At 70.5% G+C, this 18,237-nt stretch carries 20 protein-coding genes; 10 read left to right on the top strand and 10 right to left on the bottom strand.

What is annotated here, in order from left to right:
* Nucleotides 1-4 precede the first annotated feature (4 nt).
* A complete protein-coding gene (locus tag BJ998_RS05890) occupies nucleotides 5-457 on the top strand; it encodes a hypothetical protein (RefSeq protein WP_184859205.1) in 453 nt (150 codons plus the stop codon).
* A gap of 250 nt (nucleotides 458-707) precedes the next feature.
* On the opposite strand, the gene BJ998_RS05895 is transcribed toward BJ998_RS05890, so the two are convergent.
* Nucleotides 708-917: an antitoxin gene (locus BJ998_RS05895; protein ID WP_246488530.1), complete on the bottom strand. Its 210-nt coding sequence runs from the start codon at nucleotides 915-917 to the stop codon at nucleotides 708-710.
* Nucleotides 918-1,021: 104 nt separating this feature from the next.
* Nucleotides 1,022-1,495, bottom strand: a complete 474-nt coding sequence (locus BJ998_RS05900) for a hypothetical protein (RefSeq protein WP_184859206.1) — start codon at nucleotides 1,493-1,495, stop codon at nucleotides 1,022-1,024.
* 165 nt (nucleotides 1,496-1,660) lie between these two features.
* Between BJ998_RS05900 and BJ998_RS05905 the strand changes: the two genes are divergently transcribed.
* Both BJ998_RS05905 and BJ998_RS05910 read left to right on the top strand, forming a co-directional pair.
* Entirely contained in the window at nucleotides 1,661-2,050 is a 390-nt protein-coding gene (locus tag BJ998_RS05905; protein ID WP_184859207.1) for a PPOX class F420-dependent oxidoreductase, read from the top strand.
* Nucleotides 2,051-2,146: 96 nt separating this feature from the next.
* The gene (locus BJ998_RS05910) at nucleotides 2,147-3,136 is read left to right on the top strand and encodes a methyltransferase (RefSeq protein WP_246488531.1); all 990 of its coding nucleotides are present in this window, start codon (nucleotides 2,147-2,149) and stop codon (nucleotides 3,134-3,136) included.
* Nucleotides 3,137-3,214: 78 nt separating this feature from the next.
* Here the strand turns inward: BJ998_RS05910 and BJ998_RS05915 are convergent, their stop codons facing one another.
* Entirely contained in the window at nucleotides 3,215-3,643 is a 429-nt protein-coding gene (locus BJ998_RS05915) for a nuclear transport factor 2 family protein (protein ID WP_184859208.1), read from the bottom strand.
* Nucleotides 3,644-3,715: 72 nt separating this feature from the next.
* Here BJ998_RS05915 and BJ998_RS05920 point away from each other — a divergent pair, with 72 nt between their 5' ends.
* Complete coding sequence (locus BJ998_RS05920) at nucleotides 3,716-4,579, top strand: sigma-70 family RNA polymerase sigma factor (RefSeq protein ID WP_184859209.1); 864 nt, start codon at nucleotides 3,716-3,718, stop codon at nucleotides 4,577-4,579.
* A gap of 32 nt (nucleotides 4,580-4,611) precedes the next feature.
* On the opposite strand, the gene BJ998_RS05925 is transcribed toward BJ998_RS05920, so the two are convergent.
* Entirely contained in the window at nucleotides 4,612-5,025 is a 414-nt protein-coding gene (locus BJ998_RS05925; RefSeq protein WP_184859210.1) for a VOC family protein, read from the bottom strand.
* Between the two features lie 161 nt (nucleotides 5,026-5,186).
* A complete protein-coding gene (locus tag BJ998_RS05930) occupies nucleotides 5,187-6,041 on the bottom strand; it encodes a DUF427 domain-containing protein (RefSeq protein ID WP_184859211.1) in 855 nt (284 codons plus the stop codon).
* A gap of 91 nt (nucleotides 6,042-6,132) precedes the next feature.
* Between BJ998_RS05930 and BJ998_RS05935 the strand changes: the two genes are divergently transcribed.
* Both BJ998_RS05935 and BJ998_RS05940 read left to right on the top strand, forming a co-directional pair.
* Nucleotides 6,133-6,633 carry a CGNR zinc finger domain-containing protein gene (locus BJ998_RS05935; protein ID WP_184859212.1) on the top strand — a complete coding sequence of 167 codons (501 nt, stop codon included), beginning with the start codon at nucleotides 6,133-6,135 and terminating at the stop codon, nucleotides 6,631-6,633.
* A 14-nt stretch (nucleotides 6,634-6,647) separates the two neighbouring features.
* On the top strand, nucleotides 6,648-8,291 hold the full coding sequence (locus tag BJ998_RS05940) for an MOSC domain-containing protein (protein ID WP_184859213.1): 1,644 nt from the start codon (nucleotides 6,648-6,650) through the stop codon (nucleotides 8,289-8,291).
* Here the strand turns inward: BJ998_RS05940 and BJ998_RS49040 are convergent.
* Both BJ998_RS49040 and BJ998_RS05950 read right to left on the bottom strand, forming a co-directional pair.
* Nucleotides 8,256-9,134 carry a serine hydrolase gene (locus BJ998_RS49040; RefSeq protein WP_184859214.1) on the bottom strand — a complete coding sequence of 293 codons (879 nt, stop codon included), beginning with the start codon at nucleotides 9,132-9,134 and terminating at the stop codon, nucleotides 8,256-8,258. The genes BJ998_RS05940 and BJ998_RS49040 overlap by 36 nt on opposite strands.
* A 33-nt stretch (nucleotides 9,135-9,167) precedes the next feature.
* Nucleotides 9,168-11,426 (bottom strand): glycoside hydrolase family 3 C-terminal domain-containing protein, encoded by a 2,259-nt coding sequence (locus BJ998_RS05950; RefSeq protein ID WP_184859215.1) that lies wholly within the window; start codon nucleotides 11,424-11,426, stop codon nucleotides 9,168-9,170.
* A gap of 202 nt (nucleotides 11,427-11,628) precedes the next feature.
* Between BJ998_RS05950 and BJ998_RS05955 the strand changes: the two genes are divergently transcribed.
* The 3 genes from BJ998_RS05955 to BJ998_RS05965 all read left to right on the top strand — a co-directional run bounded on the left by BJ998_RS05955 (nucleotide 11,629) and on the right by BJ998_RS05965 (nucleotide 14,659).
* The gene (locus tag BJ998_RS05955; RefSeq protein WP_184859216.1) at nucleotides 11,629-12,609 is read left to right on the top strand and encodes a LacI family DNA-binding transcriptional regulator; all 981 of its coding nucleotides are present in this window, start codon (nucleotides 11,629-11,631) and stop codon (nucleotides 12,607-12,609) included.
* A 97-nt stretch (nucleotides 12,610-12,706) separates the two neighbouring features.
* Nucleotides 12,707-13,504 (top strand): hypothetical protein, encoded by a 798-nt coding sequence (locus BJ998_RS05960; protein WP_184859217.1) that lies wholly within the window; start codon nucleotides 12,707-12,709, stop codon nucleotides 13,502-13,504.
* A gap of 138 nt (nucleotides 13,505-13,642) precedes the next feature.
* Complete coding sequence (locus BJ998_RS05965) at nucleotides 13,643-14,659, top strand: NAD-dependent epimerase/dehydratase family protein (RefSeq protein WP_184859219.1); 1,017 nt, start codon at nucleotides 13,643-13,645, stop codon at nucleotides 14,657-14,659.
* Here the strand turns inward: BJ998_RS05965 and BJ998_RS05970 are convergent.
* Complete coding sequence (locus tag BJ998_RS05970) at nucleotides 14,656-15,204, bottom strand: TetR/AcrR family transcriptional regulator (RefSeq protein ID WP_184859221.1); 549 nt, start codon at nucleotides 15,202-15,204, stop codon at nucleotides 14,656-14,658. The two genes, BJ998_RS05965 and BJ998_RS05970, sit on opposite strands and share 4 nt — an antisense overlap.
* A 200-nt stretch (nucleotides 15,205-15,404) precedes the next feature.
* Here BJ998_RS05970 and argG point away from each other — a divergent pair, with 200 nt between their 5' ends.
* Entirely contained in the window at nucleotides 15,405-16,868 is a 1,464-nt protein-coding gene (gene argG, locus BJ998_RS05975; RefSeq protein WP_184859223.1) for an argininosuccinate synthase, read from the top strand.
* 54 nt (nucleotides 16,869-16,922) lie between these two features.
* Here the strand turns inward: argG and BJ998_RS05980 are convergent, their stop codons facing one another.
* Nucleotides 16,923-17,693, bottom strand: a complete 771-nt coding sequence (locus tag BJ998_RS05980) for an alpha/beta fold hydrolase (protein WP_184859225.1) — start codon at nucleotides 17,691-17,693, stop codon at nucleotides 16,923-16,925.
* Nucleotides 17,694-17,736: 43 nt separating this feature from the next.
* The gene (locus BJ998_RS05985) at nucleotides 17,737-18,201 is read right to left on the bottom strand and encodes an Lrp/AsnC family transcriptional regulator (RefSeq protein WP_184859226.1); all 465 of its coding nucleotides are present in this window, start codon (nucleotides 18,199-18,201) and stop codon (nucleotides 17,737-17,739) included.
* Nucleotides 18,202-18,237 lie beyond the last annotated feature (36 nt).

Genomic DNA, 18,237 nt, shown 5'->3' on the forward strand with positions numbered 1-18,237 from the left:
CCTGATGCGCTCCGCGCTGCTCGCTGCCGTCCTCAGCGGTGTTGTCGTCCTGACCGCCGCGTGCGGCTCCTCGTCGCCCGTCGCCAAGGACTGCACGCCCGACCAGAACGCCGTCACCACCGCCCAGGCCGCCAAGACCAAGGCCGACGCCGACCTCAAGACCGCCGACGACAAGGTGGCCAAGGCCAAGGCCGACTCCACCGCCGCCGACGCCGCCATGAACAAGGCCAACGCCGACGCCGACGCGCTGTCCGCCTCCGGCGCCACCGATGCCGAATCCTCGGCCAAGGCCGCCGAAGCCGCCGCCACCGCGGCCGAGGCCATCTCCAAGTCCACCGACGCCATCGTGGCGCTCAAGGCCGCCCAGGACGAGCAGGACAAGGTCAAGGCCAAGGCCGACGAGGCCGCCAAGACCGTCAAGGCCGCCCAGGACAAGCTCACCGCCTGCAAGGGCTGACCCCGCCCCTCCGCTGCCACGTGAGTGGCTCATGTGCCATCCGAAGCCACTTGAGCCACTCACGTGCCCTCCAATGCCACGTGAGTGGCTCACGTGGCATCCGAAGCGATGTGAGCCACTCACGTGGCATCCGCGGCCCACGTGAGTGGCTCAGGTGGTCCCCAAAGCCACATGAGTGGCTCATGTGCCCTTCCGGCGAGCGTCGAGCCGGCCCGCACGCTCCCGTGCGGGCCGGCTCACTCCGGTCGCGTCACTGCTGCTGCTCGCCGCCACCCCAGTTCCGCAGGCCCTCCTTGGCCTTGTCCGCGCCCTGGCGGATCTGGTCGGAGTGCTTGTTGCCGGTCTTGTCGTCGGCGAACTGGCCCGCGCGGTCCACCGCGTCGTCGGCCTTGTCGCCGTGCTGGCCGACCATCTCCTTGGCCTTGTCCTTCAGCTCGTTCATCTTGTCCGAGAGAGCCATCTCGCCTCCAGATTGGACGGTCGTACGCAAGGAGGCTGCCCGGGCCCGGCGGGACCAAACGCGGGCTCCCCGATTCGGGTGAGATGCCGGCTTCGGACACGAGGTCAGGCGGTCTTACGGAGGGTCACGGTCATCGACGGGCTCCAGGTGACGCCGTCCGCACTGGACTCGTGCCGGCCGAGCTGGGTCGTGCCGTTGTCGGCCAGCGTCACGGTGCACCGCGTCCGCTCCCCGATCCACCGCAGCTCGGTGCCGTCGATCTCGAACCGGGACTGGTGGACGTTGCCGAAGCTGTCGTAGAAGGTGGACAGGTAGCCGTCGCCGTCGACGCCGATCATCTCGACGCCGCCCACGCCGGCTTCGCCGATCTTGCCGAACGCGGTGTGCACGACGAAGAAGCCGCCGGGCGCCCACTCGTAGACGTCGCTGGTCAGGATGGGGTCGCCGCCGGCCGTCTCCCCCTGGTTGATCCAGTTGCCGATGAGCACGGCCAGGGCCTGGTGGCGGTCGTCACGCACGGGCACGGGACGGTCGGTCTCCTCGACACCGGCGGCGACCTTGACAACGCGAGCGGGCATCGGAACTCCTTCGTGGTCGGGGTTTCGTCCTGTGGTCGGAGCCGTCACGACCGTCTCGACACGACTCGGCGGCAAATCTCGGGAACGGGTCCGCGCGGAGAATTGATGGCTCGGCCGCGGGCACTCCCCGTAGGGTTCGGGGGCAGCAACCGAGGGAGGAAATTCATGTCAGTCGTGCCGGAATCGCACCTGGACCTGCTGGAGCGGCCGCTCTACGGCCACGTCGGGACGCGCCGCCCCGACGGCTCCATCCAGGTGAACCCGATGTGGTTCCTGTGGGACGGCGAGCACATCCGGCTCACGCACACCACGAAGCGGCAGAAGTACCGGAACATCGAGTTCGACCCGCACGTGTCGATGTCGGTGAACGACCCGGACGCGCCCTACCGCTACCTCGAGGTGCGCGGCACGGTCGTCAAGATCGAGGAGGACCCGAGCGCGGAGTTCTTCCTGACGCTGGCCCGCCGCTACAGCCTCGACCGCACGGAACCGCCCGCCGACAAGGCGGACCGGGTGGTGCTGGTGGTGGCGCCGACGGCGGTCAGCTTCCAGTAGGAACGCCTGCGAGCAGGCGGCGGCGGTGTGCGGCCGGTTCTGCCGGCCGCACACGCACGCCCCAATTGAATTGTGGCCGCCGGTAGCCTCGGTTCCATGGGTCTGCCGTCGATCTCCATGGGTCTGCCGTCGATCATGTCCATGGTCGATCTGGCCACCCCCATGGCCATCCGGGTGGCCGCGACGCTCAACCTGGTGGAGCATGCCGGCAGCGCCGGCGCCACCGTCGACCGACTGGCCGCCGACACCGGCACTTCCGCGCCGATCCTGCGACGCCTGCTCGACCATCTCGTTGCCGTCGGCGTTTTCGACCGGGATTCCGACCGTTACCGACCGACCGCCCTCGGCATGCAGCTGACCGAGGACGGGTTCAAGCCGCTGCTCGACATCAACCGCGCCGGCGGGCGCGCCGACCTGGCGTTCGTCGACCTGCTCCAGACGATCACCACCGGCGCGTCCGCCTACACGCACCGGTACGGCCGTGAGTTCTGGGCCGACCTCGACGCCCACCCGCACTTGCGCCGTTCCTTCGACGCCCAGATGGCGTGGCGGTTCGCCAACCACGCCGCGCGGATCGCGTCGAACTTCGACTGGGGGCGGTTCGGCACGATCATCGACGCCGGCGGTGGTGACGGCAATCTCCTCGCCGCCATCCTCCAGGCCCATCCCGGCGTTCGCGGCACCGTCGTCGATCTGGCCCCGACCACCGAGCCCGCCCTGGCCCGCTTCGCCGCCGCCGGGCTTTCCGACCGTGCCACGGCGGTCGCCGGCAGCTTCTTCGAGCCTCTTCCCGCCGGCGCCGACGCCTACGTGCTGTCCGACATCCTGCACGACTGGGATGACGACCACTGCCGCACGATTCTCGCCCGCTGCCGCGACGCCGCCGGTCCTCACGGCGCCGTCATCGCCGTCGAACCCTTGATCCAGGGCGCCGGCACGGGCATGGATCTGTTCATGCTCATGTGCTTCGGCGGCCGGGAACGCACCGTCGACGAGCTGGCCGCCCTGGCCGCCGAGTGCGGGCTCACGCTCCGCCGCTCGACCGCCGTTTCCGATGGCAGAACAGCCCTGGAGTTCGGTGTCTAGGATCGCCCGAGGCTCTCGCGATGCCAGCAGCAGAACCGCCCGGGCCGGACCGTTCGGATCTTCCTCCGGGGATGCGTCTCAGGCCGCTGAGCCGGGCAGCGCGGTCGTGTCCACGTAACGCATCTCGTACACCCGCTCGCTGAACCGCCAGCCGTTCGGGGTGCGCCGGTATTCGTCGTGGTAGAGGGAGTAGTTCGAGTGTGAACTACCGTCGCGGAAGCGACCGAACTCGTGGATGTAGGAACGCCCGCTCGCGGTGTCGCCGTCGATGGTGACGGCGCCGGGGTGCGCGTTCTGCACGAAGAACTCCCAGTTGGCGCGCAGCTGCTCGATGCTGGCGCGGATCTCGTCCCGGCCGGCGAGCACGATGTGCTGGATCCGCAGCACGCCGTCCGCGGTGAACAGCGCGGCGAGGCGGTCGAAGTCCCGCATCATGCCGGCGTCGGTGAACTCGCCGCTCAGCGCCGCGATCTCCACCCGGTCGGCGAGGGCCTGAAGGTCAGGCATGGCTCCCCCTGTCATGAAGCTCCGTCCCGATTCGTCATCTCCAGTGACGGATGACGACGGAGGAACCTGACAGTGGACGAGCACGAGTTTCTGGCCGAGCGGTTCGAGGCCCACCGCGACCACCTGCGCGCGGTGGCGTATCGGATGCTGGGGTCGCTGACCGACGCCGAGGACGCGGTGCAGGAGGCGTGGCTGCGGCTGGCCCGGGTGGACTCCGGCGAGGTGGCGAACCTGGGCGGCTGGCTGACGACGGTGGTCAGCCGGGTGTGCCTGGACATGCTGCGCTCCCGCAAGGTCCGCCGCGAGGAGCCGCTGGACACGCACGTGCCGGATCCGATCGTGGCGGTGGACCCGGCGGAGGAGGCGGTGCTGGCCGACTCGGTGGGGTTGGCGCTGCTCGTGGTGTTGGAGACGCTGACGCCGGCCGAGCGGCTGTCGTTCGTGCTGCACGACATGTTCGGCGTGCCGTTCGACGAGATCGCGCCGATCGTCCAGCGCAGCACCGCCAACGCCACCCAGCTGGCCAGCCGGGCGCGCCGCCGGGTGCGGGGCGCCGCGCTGCCGGACGCCGAACTGCCCGCGCAGCGTGAGGTGATCGACGCGTTCCTGGCGGCGTCGCGGGCCGGTGACTTCGACGCGCTGGTCGCCGTGCTCGACCCGGATGTCACGCTGCGGGTGGACTTCGGCGCGGGCGGCCCGTCGAAGCTGCTGCGTGGCGCGGAAACCGTGGCCGGGCAGGCGCTGTTGTTCTCCCGAGGCGCGTCTTCCGTGCGGCACGTCGTCATCAACGGCGCCGCCGGCGTGGTGCCGATGCCGGGCGGCAGGCCCAGCGCCATCTTCTGCCCCACGGTCCGCGGCGGCCGGATCGTGGAGATCAACATCCTGGCCGACCCGGAACGCCTGGCCCGCCTCGAACTCCCCCCGCTGGAGGACTGAAAGGCGCCACTTCCGCTCCCTGCGGTGACGCCTCAGCGGCGTTCCTGGACGATCCAGGTGTTGCCGTCCGGGTCGGCGAAGTCCAGGAAGCTGGCGTACGGACGGCGTTCCGGGTCGACGCCGGACACGAAGTCGCCCTGCCAGTCGGCGGAAGCCTTGTGCCGGACGGCGCTGACCGCCACCCCTCGGGCGGACAGCTCGGCATGGGCGGCTTCGATGTCCGGCACCACCAGGTAGTTGACCCGGGACGAGCCGGGCGCGGCGTCGGTGAGGCCGAGGCCGAACTGGACGGAGGCGGCGGAGCCGGGCGGGGTGAGCTGAACGACCCGGAAGCCGTCATGGGGACGGTAGTCGACGTCCAGGGCGAAGCCGATCTGCTCGTAGAACCGCAGGGACCGGTCGACGTCGCGGACGGGGAGGGTGAGCACCTCGATGCGGTAGTCCATCACTTGCCTCGCTTGACGACGATGGGCGGAACGGGACCGAGCACGGGCACGGTGGTGATCATCGGAAAGCTCCTGACACGAGTGGTTCGACGGGACCGAGTCGCGCGGCGATGCCGCTGCCACGGCCGATGACGAGGACGGTGCGGTTCCGCGGAGACATGTCAGTCGTTTCCCGTCGAGGACAGTTCCGACGGGTCGAGTCCGCGATCGACGCCGTGCGGCACAACGGTTTGCCCCGGTTCGAGCGCCAGCTTCCTGTCGTCCAGCCAGACATCCACGATGTCGGGCTCGAAGGAGATCCAGCCCGACACGGCCGCCACCTCCGGCCACGCGTCCGGGTAGCCCCAGGCAGCGCGCTTGCGGGAGCCGATGTCGTAGTAACTGGCCAAACCCTTGTACGGACAGAAGGTCTGGCCGTCGACGGGCCGCAGAGCCGTGAGGTCGATGTCCTCCCGCGGGACGTACCACCGGGTCGCGAAGCCGGATTCGTACAGCGCCAACGGGCGCTTCGTGTCGGCGACGACCCGGTCGCCGTCCCGCACGACCAGGTGCCGCGAGGTCTTGCGGATGTCGATCCGGTGGTACATGTCGGCGGCGTGGCCGACGATCCGCTCGTCCTCCTCGTAGAAGGCATCCATTGCCCGCCACGCGAAGGCGACGCGGTCCCGCAGGATCGAGGCGTACGCCGGCAGGTCGCCGAACTGCCACGCGGCATGCGGCACGTCCTTGACGGAGAACCACGCGGTGGCTCCGAGGTCCTTGTGCCGGGTCGTCCGCGTCTCCGGAGCCAACGCGCCCTCCACCACATCCGCCAGCGGGAAGTACGCCACCGGGTAGCGCCCCGGCTCGTGCAGCAGCACGACGTCCTCGCTGTCGGCGATCCACTCCCAGCCCAGCCGCACCCGCATCCGGCGGCGCAGCGGCTCCGCGAACAGCAGCCGCTCCGGCAACGGCTCCGGCGTCAGGAACTGCCCGACCGCCTTGCCCAGCGGTCCTTGCTGCCATGCCAAGCCCATGACCCGCCTCCTAACTACTTAAATGAAGTTTACTGGTTAGAATGAAGCATGGTTTGATGTAACCTGTCAAGGGCAGGGTTGGAGGTTAGAGATGGTCGAGACGGACGAGACGCTGCTGCTGGACCTGCTGAACACGACGCCGGTCGTGGAGGGAACGCAGCGTGACGACCTCGCCGACGCCGAGGCGGCCCGGCACTGGCTGGCCGAACATGGCCAGGAGGTCTCCGCGGACGAGTGGCAGGCGCTGGTGAAGGCCCGGAACGCGCTGCAGGACGTGGTCCGCGGCGACGCCACGCCGATCGAGCTCAAGCCCTTCGTGGACGGCATCGCCTACCGTGCGTCACTGGCCGGGGAGGGCATAGCCTGGACCTCGGACCTGCCGGCGGGCCGGACCGCCGCGGCACGGGCCGTGCTCACCTGGGACGCGCTGCGGACCGGCAGCCCCGGGCGGCTCCGCCCGTGCGCCAACCCGGAGTGCCGGCTGTTCCTGATCGACCACAGCAAACCGAACAGTGCCCGCTGGTGCTCGATGGCCGTGTGCGGCAACCGCATGAAGGCCCGCCGGCACTACCAGCGCAGCCGCCAGGGCTGAGGGAGGCGACACGCGTGCCACGCCTGCTGTCACTGAACGTCGGAATGCCCAAGGACGTGCCCTGGCAGGGCCGGACCGTGCGCACCGGCATCTTCAAGCATCCGGTCGAGGGCCCGCGCATGGTCCGCACGCTCAACATCGACGGCGACGGGCAGGGCGACCTGGGCGGTCACGGCGGCGAGCAGCGGGCCGTGCTGGTGTACCAGCGCCAGTCCTACGACTACTGGCGCGACGAGCTCGGCCGGGACGACCTGGAGTACGGCAACTTCGGTGAGAACTTCACCGTGGACGGGCTGCTCGACGACGAGGTGCACATCGGCGACCGGTACCGGATCGGCGGCGCCGAGTTCGAGGTCACGCAGCCGCGCGTCACCTGCTTCCGGGTCGGAATGCGGTTGAACGAGCCGGAAATCCCATCGCTGCTGGTCGCCCGGCACCGGCCCGGCTTCTACCTCCGGGTGCTGACGGAGGGCGAGGTGCGCGCCGGCGACGAGATCGTGCGCACGGCGGTCGGGCGGCACGAGATGACCGTCGCCGACATCGATGCCCTGCTGTACCTGCCCGATCGGGACGTGGTGCGGCTGCGGAAGGCCGTGGACATCCCGGCGCTGAGTCCGGGTTGGCAGGGGTCGTTCCGGGATCTGTTGGAGCCGAAGTCCCCTGCCGTCGGGGGCTGGCCGGGCTTCCGGCCGCTGCGCGTGACGAAGATCGTGCCGGAGAGCACGACCATCGCCTCCATTCATCTGTCCGCACCGGACGGTTCCGGGCTTCCCCGGCCGAAGCCCGGCCAGTTCCTGACTCTACGGGCCGATTCGCAGGTGCGGAGCTACTCGCTGTCGGCCGTGACCGCCGCCGGGTACCGGATCAGCGTGAAGCGTGACGGCTCGGTCAGCACCTTCCTGCACACCAAGCTGCGCGAAGGCGACACCTTGGACGTTGCCGCCCCGCGCGGCGACTTCACCTTGGCGGACAACGACTCCCCGGTGGTGTTGTTGTCGGCCGGCGTCGGCGTCACGCCGGTGTTGGCGATGCTGCGGGCCTTGGCCGGGACGAAGCGGCAGGTGTGGTGGCTGCACACCACACGTTCCGCAGCCGAGCACGCGTTTGCTCGTGAGGTCCACGACTTGCTGGCCGGTCGGCCCGATGCCCACGAGCACGTCTACTACACGTCCGAAGGCGACCGCCTCAACCGCACGGCGCTCGCCTCCCTTTCCTTGCCCAGCAACGCCTCCGCCTACCTGTGTGGCCCGGCCGGCTTCATGGCCGACATGACCGCCGCACTGAAGGACCTTGGCATCACGGACGTCCACTCCGAACTGTTCGGCGCGCTGCCGGCGATCAACCCCGGCGTGGTCGACGCCGTGCGGGTCCCGCCGCACCAGCCACCAGGTCCTGTCGGCGCCGGCCCGCGGGTCACCTTTGCCCGCAGCGGAATCACCGTGCCGTGGCGCCAGGACTTCGGCACCCTGCTCGAATTCGCCGAGGCGTGCGACGTGCCGACCCGGTGGTCCTGCCGGACCGGCGTGTGCCACACGTGCGTGACACCGGTGCTGTCCGGGGACGTGCAGTACCAACCGGATCCCTTGGAGCCACCCGCTCCGGGCTCGGCGCTGGTGTGCTGCTCACGCCCCGCCGACGACCTCGTGCTGGATCTCTAGGCCCGCCACCAGGTTCTTCGCCACGCTCGTCATGACCTTGCTCGCACCGCCGAAGCCGCCGGCCAGCGGTTGCTGGCTGAGCGCAACCACGACGTAACGCCGGTCGGCCCCGACCAGGCCGGTGGTGTGCACGTCCCATGCCGGCCGGCAGCACGCCCACGCCTGCTTGGCCCACCACTGCCCCGCCGGCACCGCCGCCGTGATGCCGAAGTCCTGGTTGGTTCCGTCGGCGGCGCGGGCCGTGGTGGCCAGGTCGGCGAGCAGGACGTCACGTTGCGCGGCCGGCATCTTCGTCACGATGTGCTGGTAGATCCGCACCACGTCGGCGGCGGTCGTGGTGGTGTCGCCCCATCGGCCGGGGTCGCGCGGCGGGACCGTCTGCCTCAGGCCCATGGACCGGACCGCGCGGGTCACGATCTGCGGGCCGCCGTCGCTGGTCCACAGCTGGTTGGCGGCCTTGTCGTCGCTGGTGGACAGCATGCGCTGGATCTTCGGCAGGTTGTCCCCGGCCAGCTTGCCGGCCGCGGCCAGGTCGGTCGCGATCAGCAGCTTGGTCAGCGACTCGGCGGCGAACGGCGTGTCCTCGCCGGACCGGCTCACGAACGTGCCGGCGCGCAGGTCGTAGACGGCGGTCGCGAGCTTCACACCAGCCGGCGGCGAAGCCGTGGTCGTGGTGGTGGTCGGGGCCGGCGTGGTGGCCGTCGTGGTCGGAACCGGTTTCTGCGCGGTCGCGACGCCGGCCGTGCCCAGGCCCTGGACCACGGCGACAACCGCGACGAGCGCGGCGACACCGACACCGATGACCGTCACCGGCTCGGTCAGGTCCCGCCGTCGCTCTCTCACGCCAGATGTGTACGCGCGCCGGGCCCGAAAGGGTCAGCCGAACGTCAGCCGGCGGGCCCGCACCCCCGGCTGCGTGAACACGACGAAAACGTCACGAACGCCTGGTGCCTCACCGGTGATCGGCGCGGTGTGCGTGCCGACCGGGCCCGGCGGCACCGCGAGCACGCCGATCAGCGGGCCCTTGGGGTCGTCCAGGTGCAGCCCGACGTAGAGCGGCACGCGCGTCGGGTTCTCCGCCTCCAGGCTCCACGTGCGGCAGCCGGTCGGGTCGCAGCCGCGGAACGCCAGCCACGACCGCTGGCCCGTCGCCTCCACCGCCGGGCCGTCGACCAGCAGCATTCCGGCGGCCTCGTCGGACCTGGTGCACATCAGCGACGCCCCGGCCAGCGGCCGGACCGGGATTTCCCGGCCGACGGCCTCGAACCACTCCGAGTGGCCGCCGACGAGCACCTCGTGCTCGGCCGTCTCCAGTACCCACGCCTGCGTTGTGACGTCGAAGAAGGACACGTCGTCGGCGGTCAGCGCGAACGTGACGGTTCGCGAAGTCCTTGCCGGCACGGTGATCCGGGTGAAGTGGCGCAGCTGCCGCACCGGTTGGCGCACCCGCGAGGTCAGCTGCCGGGTGTAGAGCTGCACCACCTCGTCGCCGTCGCGGAAGCCGGTGTTGTGCACGCGGACCGACACCGTGATGCGGTCGTCGCCCTCGAGTTTCCGGCCGCTGAGCACCGGCCGGTCGTAGCGGAAGGTCGTGTAGCTCAGGCCGTGCCCGAACGGGAACAGCGGTTCCGCGCGGTGGTGCAGGTAGGTGTCGAAGGCCGTGTCCGTCGCGCGGTACCAGGTTTGCGGCAGGCGTCCCGCCGGAGAGTGTTCCCCGAACAGCACTTCCGCCAGTGCGACGTCGGTTCTTCCGCCGGGGGTGCTCCAGAGGATGCCGCCGATGTTGGCCTCCGCCCAGTCCAGCGCGTACGGATGGCTGCTCAGCACGGCCAGCACGGTGTTCGGGTTCGCCGCGCGGACTGCCCGCAGCGTCCGCTCCTGTTGGGACGGCAGCAGCAGGTTCTCCCGGTCGCGGCGATCCTCCGGGTCGTTGCCGACCACCACCAGCACGACGTCCGCAGCGGCCGCCGCCTCGGCCGCCGTCACGGCGCCGTCCTCGACGGTTTCCCAGATCACGTTTCCCACGGTGACTACTTGTCCATTGTGGACAAATCGGAGCAACACTGTGCCGTCTTGTCCCGGCACGACATCGACCATCTGACGGCAGCGGCCACTGCGCAGCTCGAACACGTGCCGCGACCACTCGATCGCATCGAACACGCCGTCGCCCCCGGAAGGCTCGACCAGCCGCAGTTCGTCGCCGACCGCCACCACGCAACGGCCGCTGTCGGCCTCGCGCAGCCGCACCCGGTCGTTGCCGCCGGTCGACGTGACGGTCCCACCGGCGGCGGTGACAACTCGTTCAACCGCCGCCGACAGGCCGCACGGACCGCCCGGATGCACCACGGCGACGCGCACCCCGGCGCCGACCAGCAGCGGCAGCAGTCCGTCGTTGCGCAACAGCACAACGGCTTCGCGAGCCACCGTGAGGTCGAGTCCCTCGTGGTCGTCACCCGAGGGCACGCCGACGTTCTCGAACACCGTCTCCAGCCGTGCCGTCGCGGCGGCGATCTCCGCCTCGGTGACGCTGCCGTCGGCAACCGCGGCCACGAGTTCGTCCAAGACATGGCCGTCGTCGATGAATCCGTCCACACCGGCCTTCACCGCCACCGTCACGGATCCGCCCGCGGTCGTGAGCACCGGCGCGCGGCCGTCGCTCCACGGCCGGATGCCCTCCTCGATCAGCAGCCGGATCACCATCGGCGAGTCGTCGAAGAAGTGCCTCGGCAGCACCATGCCCCGCGCCCCACCGACCTCGAAAACCGCCCGGTAGACCGGCAGTTCCTGCTCGTTGAGGGACCGCGCGCTGAAGCCGTGGCGACGGCCGCAGCACGCCTCCACGTCGAAGTCGGTGATCACCGGCGTGCACGCGCCGCTCATGCCGAACAGGTGCGCCGCCGCCAGCCGGGCCGCGAGCAGCGGGTCCTCGGCGTAGCCGAGCTCGTTGCGGCCCAGCCGAGGATCCCTGATCGCCTGGTCCAGTTGGACGCCGACCACCTCACCCGCGTACCGGTCGCCGAACGCCGTGCCGACCCGCCGGGCCAGGTCGGGATTCCAGGTCGCGCCCAGTCGCAGCGGCCGGACCGCGGGCGCCGGCATCGGTATCGACGGCCGGACCAGGTCGTGCACAGCCATCAGGCACCCTCGCGTAACCGAGCGACCGTCGGTTCCCCCCGGTCGCGGGGTGACCACCCAATCATCCGAACCTCGGACGGTCAAGCGCGTCCGCTCCGCTGGTCTGAACCACTTTCCCTTGTCTCACAGGGAGAACAGCGCCTTCGACAGTTTCGACGCGCTCGACCTTGCGCATGCGTGAAACGTCAACTAACTTCTGGCCGTGGCGACCATCCACGACGTCGCGCGGGCCGCCGGTGTGGCGCCGAGCACGGTGTCCTATGTGATCAGCGGCAAGCGGACGGTTTCCGCCGCGACCCGAAGACGTGTGCAGCAGCAGATCCGGCTGCTCGGCTACCGGCCGCGCGCCAGCGAGCCGACCGACCGCAGCAATCTGCTCGCGCTGCTCGCCCCGCAGCGGCCCGGGATCGAGGCTCCGACCCTCATGCGGTTCACCTCCGCCGCCACCGCCGCGGCCCGCTCGCACGGCCTGGATCTGTTGCTGCTGACCAAGGACGCCGATCCCGGCGAACTGCGCGAGGCGGTCATCGGCTCGCTCGCCGACGGCCTGATCGCCCTCGACGTGACCGCCGCCGACAACCGCGTGCCGATGCTCACCGCGCTGGACCGGCCGACCGTGCTCGTCGGCGTGCCGGATCATCCGAACGCGATCACCTGCCTGGATCTGGACTTCTACACCGCCGCCACCTTGTGCATGGACCATCTGGCCGGCCTCGGCCATCGGACCATCGGCCTCGCCGGGCCGGCGCCGGCCGTGCACGATCGGGGCGTCAGCCATGCCGCCCGCTTCCGGCAAGGGTTCCTCGACTCCGCCGCACGGCATCGGACCCGGATCGTCGCCCGGGCGTGCGGGGACGACATCCGGTCCTGTCTGGACGGACTGCTCGACGCCGGCATCACCGCCCTGGTGGTGCAGAACGAGGACGCCCTGACGTCGCTGGTGCTCGATCTCGGCCGGCGTGGACTCGACGTCCCGCGGGACATCTCCGTGATCGCCGTCGGCCCGCACGGCGGCGACCCGTGCACGCTCACCACCGTCGAGGTGCCGGCCGCCCGGCTCGGCGAACTCGCCGTCGAGATGGTCGTCGACCAGTTGGACGGTGCGGCCGCCCCCGAGATCCGCCTGTTGCCGCCGCGGCTCGTCGCCCGCGCCAGCACCTCACATCCGTCTACTTCGGACTGATCCGTCGAAACTGTCGAATACCGGCGATCCGTGAACCGGTCGCCTCCCGCTCCACGTATGCGAGACCGGGGCGTGGCAGACGGGACAGGAGTAGGTCATGAGGATCAGTTACGCGGCGGTTCCGCGAAAGTTTCGAGTCGCCGCCGTGGTGCTCGGGGCGACCGCCGTGCTCGGCGGGGCCGCGGTCGTGGCCACCCACAGCGGAACCGCCAACGCCGCGGCGGTGCCCACCGTGGTGTGCCCCTCCGTGCAGGACAAGCTGCCGGCGGTGCCCGCCGCCGCGCAGGCCGAGGTGACGCGGAACCTGAACCTGCTCAACACCCAGATCGCCGAGGCCAACAAGCGGCTCGTCACCACCCAGGGGCAGGGCGGCCCCAACTTCGTCAACAACGCCATTCTCGGGCCGTTGAAGGACAAGCGGGTCTCCACCATCGACCGCATCGCCATCTCCATCGGCCGGCACGCGGCCAAACCCACCGGCCTCGACGCCTTGGCGCCGTGCACCCTGAGCAATTCCTCGGCGCCGGGGACCGTTTCGACCCCGGTGTCGACATCAGCCCCGGTGTCGACCTCCGCCTCGGCCGGCCAGGCGGCCGGCGTGCCGACGGTCAACTGCCCCTCCGTCGTGGACAAGCTCCCGGCCGTGCCCGCCGCGGCCCAGTCCGGCGTCAACGCCGAGCTCGCCAACCTGGCCAGGGAGATCACCGAGGCCAACAACCGGCTGGTCACCTCGCAGGGGCAGGGTGGGCCCAACTTCATCAACAACGCCATCCTCGGGCCACTGAAGGACAAGCGGATCGCCGTGCTGGACCGGATCGCCATCGACATCGGCCGCGTGTCCGGCGCCAAGCCGGCCGGCCTGGCCGCGCTCGCGCCCTGCACCCTCAACAAGTGAAGCTCCGGCGCTCGGGTGGCCTTGCGGCGGCCGCCCGAGCGCCGGCCCGTATGTGGCGCGCGCAACTCGCCGCAGCCCGGCGCCGGTGCTACCGTAGATTTCATTAGCCGAGTGGCTAACGAAAGCGGAGGGTCGGAGATGGCCGAGACGGTCCTGGTCACCGGGGGCACGGGCTACGTGGCGGGCTGGTGCGTGGCCGAGCTGCTCAAGCGGGGTTACACCGTGCGGACGACCGTGCGCAGCGCGGCCAAGGGCGAGCAGGTGCGGCGGGCCGTGTCGACGGAGGTCGACCCGGAGGACCGGCTCGGGTTCGCCGTGGCGGACCTCACCGGCGACGACGGCTGGGCGCAGGCGATGGCCGGCGTCGACCACGTGCTGCACGTGGCGTCGCCGCTGGGGATCGACCACAGCGGGGATGCGGAGTCCTTGATCGTGCCGGCGCGCGACGGGACGCTCCGGGTGCTGCGGGCGGCGACGGCGGCCGGGGTGCAGCGCGTGGTCATGACGTCGGCGGCGAACACCGCCAGCCCATCGTCCTATCGGGACGAAGGCGTGAGCGACGAGACCGTGTGGACCGACTTGAACGACCCGACCTTGCAGCCGTACCGCCGGTCGAAGACGGCGGCCGAGCGGGCGGCGTGGGACTTCATGGCCTCCTACGACGGCCCCACCACCCTCACGACGATCCTGCCCGGCGCGGTGTTCGGGCCCGTGCTCAGTGCCGGCACGGTCGGCTCCGTGCAGATCATCGGCCGGCTGATCAGGGGCATGCCCGGCACGCCACGGATCGGCTTGGAGATCGTCGACGTGCGGGACCTGGCCGACGCCCACATCCGGGCCATGACCTCGCCCGAGGCCGCCGGCCAGCGCTTCCTGGCGACCGGCGAGTTCATGTGGATGCTGGACATGGCCCTGGCGCTGCGCAGCGGCCTCGGCGAGGCCGGCGCCAAGGCTCCGACCCGCAACCTGCCCAACGTCGCCGTCCGCGGGCTGGCGCTGTTCGACCGCAACCTGCGGGAGATCATGCCCGCTCTCGGCCGCCGTGCCGTCCACACCACCGCCAAGGCCGAGCGAGTGCTGGGCTGGAAGTCCCGCCCCGCCGCCGAGACCGTGGTGGCGTGCGGTCAGAGCCTGTTGGCCCACAACGCCGTCTAGACGTCCAGAATCCGCAGGCACAGCCCGCTCAACAGGTCCCGCAGCTCGTCGTCGGACAGGTGTGTCATGCGGGGCACCACCGGCCCCACGTCGGTGGCCATGTAGTACGCCGCCTGCTGCTCGACCGTCGGTTCGTCGCCGAACATCAGCCGCAGGCCGCGGGCGGACCGGGCCTCCAACGCCTCCGCGATGCGGCCCTCGCGGCGCAGCCCCGGATCGATGCGGCTGAGTGGCGACAGCGCCCGGCTGGCCACCACCTGCTCGACGAAGCCCGCCACCAGCAACTCCCGCCGGGCCCGGCCGTCCAGCCGCTCCGCCTCGTCGAGCATGGCGTCGAAGGCCGCGATGCTGCCCTCCAGCAACGCCTCCAGGATTGCCGCCTTGGTGCGGAAGTAGTAGTAGACGTTGGCCTTCTGCACGCCCATCGTGTCGGCGATCAGCTGCAGGGACGTGCCGTCGAAGCCCCGCTCCGCGAACAGCCGCCGGGCGGTGTCCAGCACCGCGTTCCTGGTCCGCTCCGCCTGCTGGGCCCGGGTCGACGCCATGGCCCGATGCTAGCCCGCAGCGCCGGTCGGCCCGGCCGCCGCCGGCTCAGCCCCTCGAACCACCGGCCCACACCAACCCCCTCCGCTCCGCCCCGTCGAACTGCCCGTCCACACCCCGCCGACCAGCCAGTCCATCCCCTCGAACCCAACCACCCACCACCACGTTGCATGATCATGCATCGCGATGTATATTTCTGAACGTGTCCAAGGTGCTCACTTCCCTCCCTGTCGGCGAACGTGTCGGGATCGCCTTCTCCGGCGGCCTCGACACCTCGGTAGCGGTCGCGTGGATGCGCGAGAAGGGTGCCGTCCCGTGCACCTACACCGCCGACATCGGCCAGTACGACGAGCCCGACATCACGTCGGTGCCCGGCCGCGCCCACCAGTACGGCGCCGAGATCGCCCGCCTGGTCGACTGCAAGGCCGCCCTGGTCGAGGAGGGGCTGGCGGCGCTGTCCTGCGGCGCGTTCCACATCCGCTCCGGCGGCCGCGCCTACTTCAACACCACGCCGCTCGGCCGCGCCGTCACGGGCACCCTGCTAGTGCGGGCCATGCTCGAGGACGACGTGCAGATCTGGGGCGACGGCTCCACCTTCAAGGGCAACGACATCGAGCGGTTCTACCGCTACGGCCTGCTGGCCAACCCGTCGCTGCGGATCTACAAGCCGTGGCTGGACGCCGACTTCGTCACCGAGCTCGGCGGCCGCAAGGAGATGTCCGAGTGGCTGGTCGCGCACGGCCTGCCCTACCGGGACAGCACTGAGAAGGCCTACTCCACCGACGCCAACATCTGGGGCGCCACCCACGAGGCCAAGTCGCTGGAGCACCTGGACACCGGCATCGAGATCGTCGACCCGATCATGGGCGTGCGGTTCTGGGACCCCGAGGTCGAGATCGCGCCGGAGGACGTCACCATCGGCTTCGAGCGCGGCCGGCCGGTGACGATCAACGGCAAGGAGTTCGGCAGCGCCGTCGACCTGGTGCTGGAGGCCAACGCCATCGGCGGCCGGCACGGCCTGGGCATGTCCGACCAGATCGAGAACCGGATCATCGAGGCCAAGAGCCGCGGCATCTACGAGGCGCCGGGCATGGCGCTGCTGCACGCGGCCTACGAGCGGCTGGTCAACGCCATCCACAACGAGGACACGCTGGCCAGCTACCACAACGAGGGCCGCAGGCTGGGCCGGCTGATGTACGAGGGCCGCTGGCTGGACCCGCAGTCGCTGATGCTGCGCGAGTCGCTGCAGCGCTGGGTCGGCATGGCCATCACCGGCGAGGTGACGCTGCGGCTGCGGCGCGGCGAGGACTACTCGATCCTCGACACCACCGGCCCGTCGTTCAGCTACCACCCGGACAAGCTGTCCATGGAACGCACCGAGGACGCGGCGTTCGGCCCGGTGGACCGGATCGGCCAGCTCACCATGCGCAACCTGGACATCGCCGACTCCCGCGCCAAGCTGGAGCAGTACGCGGGCCTGGGCATGGTCGGCAGCGCGCACCCGGTACTGCTGGGTGCGGCGCAGGCGGCGGCGACCGGCCTGATCGGCGCGATGCCGGAGGGCGGGGCCGAGGCCATCGCGGCCCGCGGCGACGGGCTGGCCACCAGTGTGGCCGACGAGGCCGAGCTGCTGGACCTGGCCGCCATGGAATCCGGCACCGACTGATCTCTTCCCCAGTAGGAAGGCCACGTCCGCTGGACGTGGCCTTCCTGGCGTTCGTCAGGCGCGCACGGCCGACAGGATGAGCCGGGCCACGGCCTCGGGCCTGACGACGAACGACAGGTGCCCGGTGGGCAGCTCGCTCGTGACGGCATTCATCCGTTTCGCGACGAAGCGCTGCAATTCCGGCGATGTGGTGCGGTCGGCGGTCGTGACGAGATAGCGGCTCGGTTTCGTCCGCCACGCGGCGGCGGTGACGCGGCCGGCGAACAGCGTCTGCGCGATTCGGCCCTGCACCGCATACAACGCGCGGGCCTGGTCACGGGGAACCCCGTTGGCGAAGTCGTTGAGGAATGCCTGTTCGGTCAGGCCGCCGAAGCCGTTGTGGAAAACGAGGCCGGCATTCGCGGGCGGCGTCGGGAATTGCCCGGCGAGCGCCGTGTAGTCCTCGCCCTCCGCCGGAGCGCGGGCGGACAGGTAGACGAGCGAGCTGACCAGCGGGTGATCGCCGGCCTGGGTGATGACGGCGCCGCCGTAGGAGTGGCCGACCAGCACCGTCGGGCCGGTCTGCAGGTCGAGCGCCCTTCGCGTGCAGGCGACGTCGTCGTCCAGCGAGGTCAGCGGATTCTGCACGGACGTCACGGTGACGCCGGCCGCCTGCAGGATCGGAATCACCTTCGACCAGCAGGAACCGTCCGCGTATGCGCCGTGCACCAGGACGACGTTGCCGCTGGTTCTCGACGTTGCCGACGCGGTGCCGGTGGTCACCGTGCCGAGTGCCGCGGCGGCGGTTCCCGTCGCCAGGAGCTTGGTGAAATGGCGTCGATCCATGATCCGAACGTAGTACGGGATTCGACGCCGAAGTCTTACCGAATCATTTCGGCTCCACCAGCGCGCAGAGAGCTTCGACACCCGAGCCGTGCAGTTCCCTCAACTGCAGGCGCGTGTTGGTTTCGATGACACCGTAACTGCGGGGCAGGGCCATGACCAGTTCATCCAATTCCGCCACGTCACGGCAGGCGACAGTGAGGGTGTAATCCCAGCGGCCGGTGACGTGGACACCGGACAGCACCGCCGGCAGGCTGAGCAAGCCGGCCTCCAACTCGGCGTGGTCGGAGCCGGGGCGCAGGCGGACGTCGATGAAGGCTTTGAGCGGCCGGCCGAGGGCGGCGAGGTCGACCTCCGCGTGGAAGCCGCTGATCACGCCGGCGTCGGCGAGCCGGCGCACCCGCTCGGCCGTCGCCGTCGGGCTCAGCCTCACTCGGGCGGCCAGGTCCCGGAAGCTCAGCCGGCCGTCCCGGAGCAGCTCGCCGAGGATAATCCGGTCGATCGCGTCCATCGCCGGATTATCCACTACGAGTGCCGCCGTTTGGTG

This window comes from Kutzneria kofuensis, from assembly GCF_014203355.1.
In the GTDB taxonomy this organism is placed as follows: Bacteria; Actinomycetota; Actinomycetes; order Mycobacteriales; family Pseudonocardiaceae; genus Kutzneria; species Kutzneria kofuensis.

Excerpts from the sequence above, each read along its gene's own strand:
- BJ998_RS05890 (WP_184859205.1), top strand. The coding sequence starts at position 5 with ATGCGCTCCGCGCTGCTCGCTGCCGTCCTCAGCGGTGTTGTCGTCCTG.
- BJ998_RS05895 (WP_246488530.1), bottom strand. The coding sequence starts at position 917 with ATGGCTCTCTCGGACAAGATGAACGAGCTGAAGGACAAGGCCAAGGAG.
- BJ998_RS05900 (WP_184859206.1), bottom strand. The coding sequence starts at position 1,495 with ATGCCCGCTCGCGTTGTCAAGGTCGCCGCCGGTGTCGAGGAGACCGAC.
- BJ998_RS05905 (WP_184859207.1), top strand. The coding sequence starts at position 1,661 with ATGTCAGTCGTGCCGGAATCGCACCTGGACCTGCTGGAGCGGCCGCTC.
- BJ998_RS05910 (WP_246488531.1), top strand. The coding sequence starts at position 2,147 with ATGGGTCTGCCGTCGATCTCCATGGGTCTGCCGTCGATCATGTCCATG.
- BJ998_RS05915 (WP_184859208.1), bottom strand. The coding sequence starts at position 3,643 with ATGCCTGACCTTCAGGCCCTCGCCGACCGGGTGGAGATCGCGGCGCTG.
- BJ998_RS05925 (WP_184859210.1), bottom strand. The coding sequence starts at position 5,025 with ATGGACTACCGCATCGAGGTGCTCACCCTCCCCGTCCGCGACGTCGAC.
- BJ998_RS05930 (WP_184859211.1), bottom strand. The coding sequence starts at position 6,041 with ATGGGCTTGGCATGGCAGCAAGGACCGCTGGGCAAGGCGGTCGGGCAG.
- BJ998_RS05935 (WP_184859212.1), top strand. The coding sequence starts at position 6,133 with ATGGTCGAGACGGACGAGACGCTGCTGCTGGACCTGCTGAACACGACG.
- BJ998_RS05950 (WP_184859215.1), bottom strand. The coding sequence starts at position 11,426 with ATGGCTGTGCACGACCTGGTCCGGCCGTCGATACCGATGCCGGCGCCC.
- BJ998_RS05960 (WP_184859217.1), top strand. The coding sequence starts at position 12,707 with ATGAGGATCAGTTACGCGGCGGTTCCGCGAAAGTTTCGAGTCGCCGCC.
- BJ998_RS05965 (WP_184859219.1), top strand. The coding sequence starts at position 13,643 with ATGGCCGAGACGGTCCTGGTCACCGGGGGCACGGGCTACGTGGCGGGC.
- BJ998_RS05970 (WP_184859221.1), bottom strand. The coding sequence starts at position 15,204 with ATGGCGTCGACCCGGGCCCAGCAGGCGGAGCGGACCAGGAACGCGGTG.
- BJ998_RS05980 (WP_184859225.1), bottom strand. The coding sequence starts at position 17,693 with ATGGATCGACGCCATTTCACCAAGCTCCTGGCGACGGGAACCGCCGCC.
- BJ998_RS05985 (WP_184859226.1), bottom strand. The coding sequence starts at position 18,201 with ATGGACGCGATCGACCGGATTATCCTCGGCGAGCTGCTCCGGGACGGC.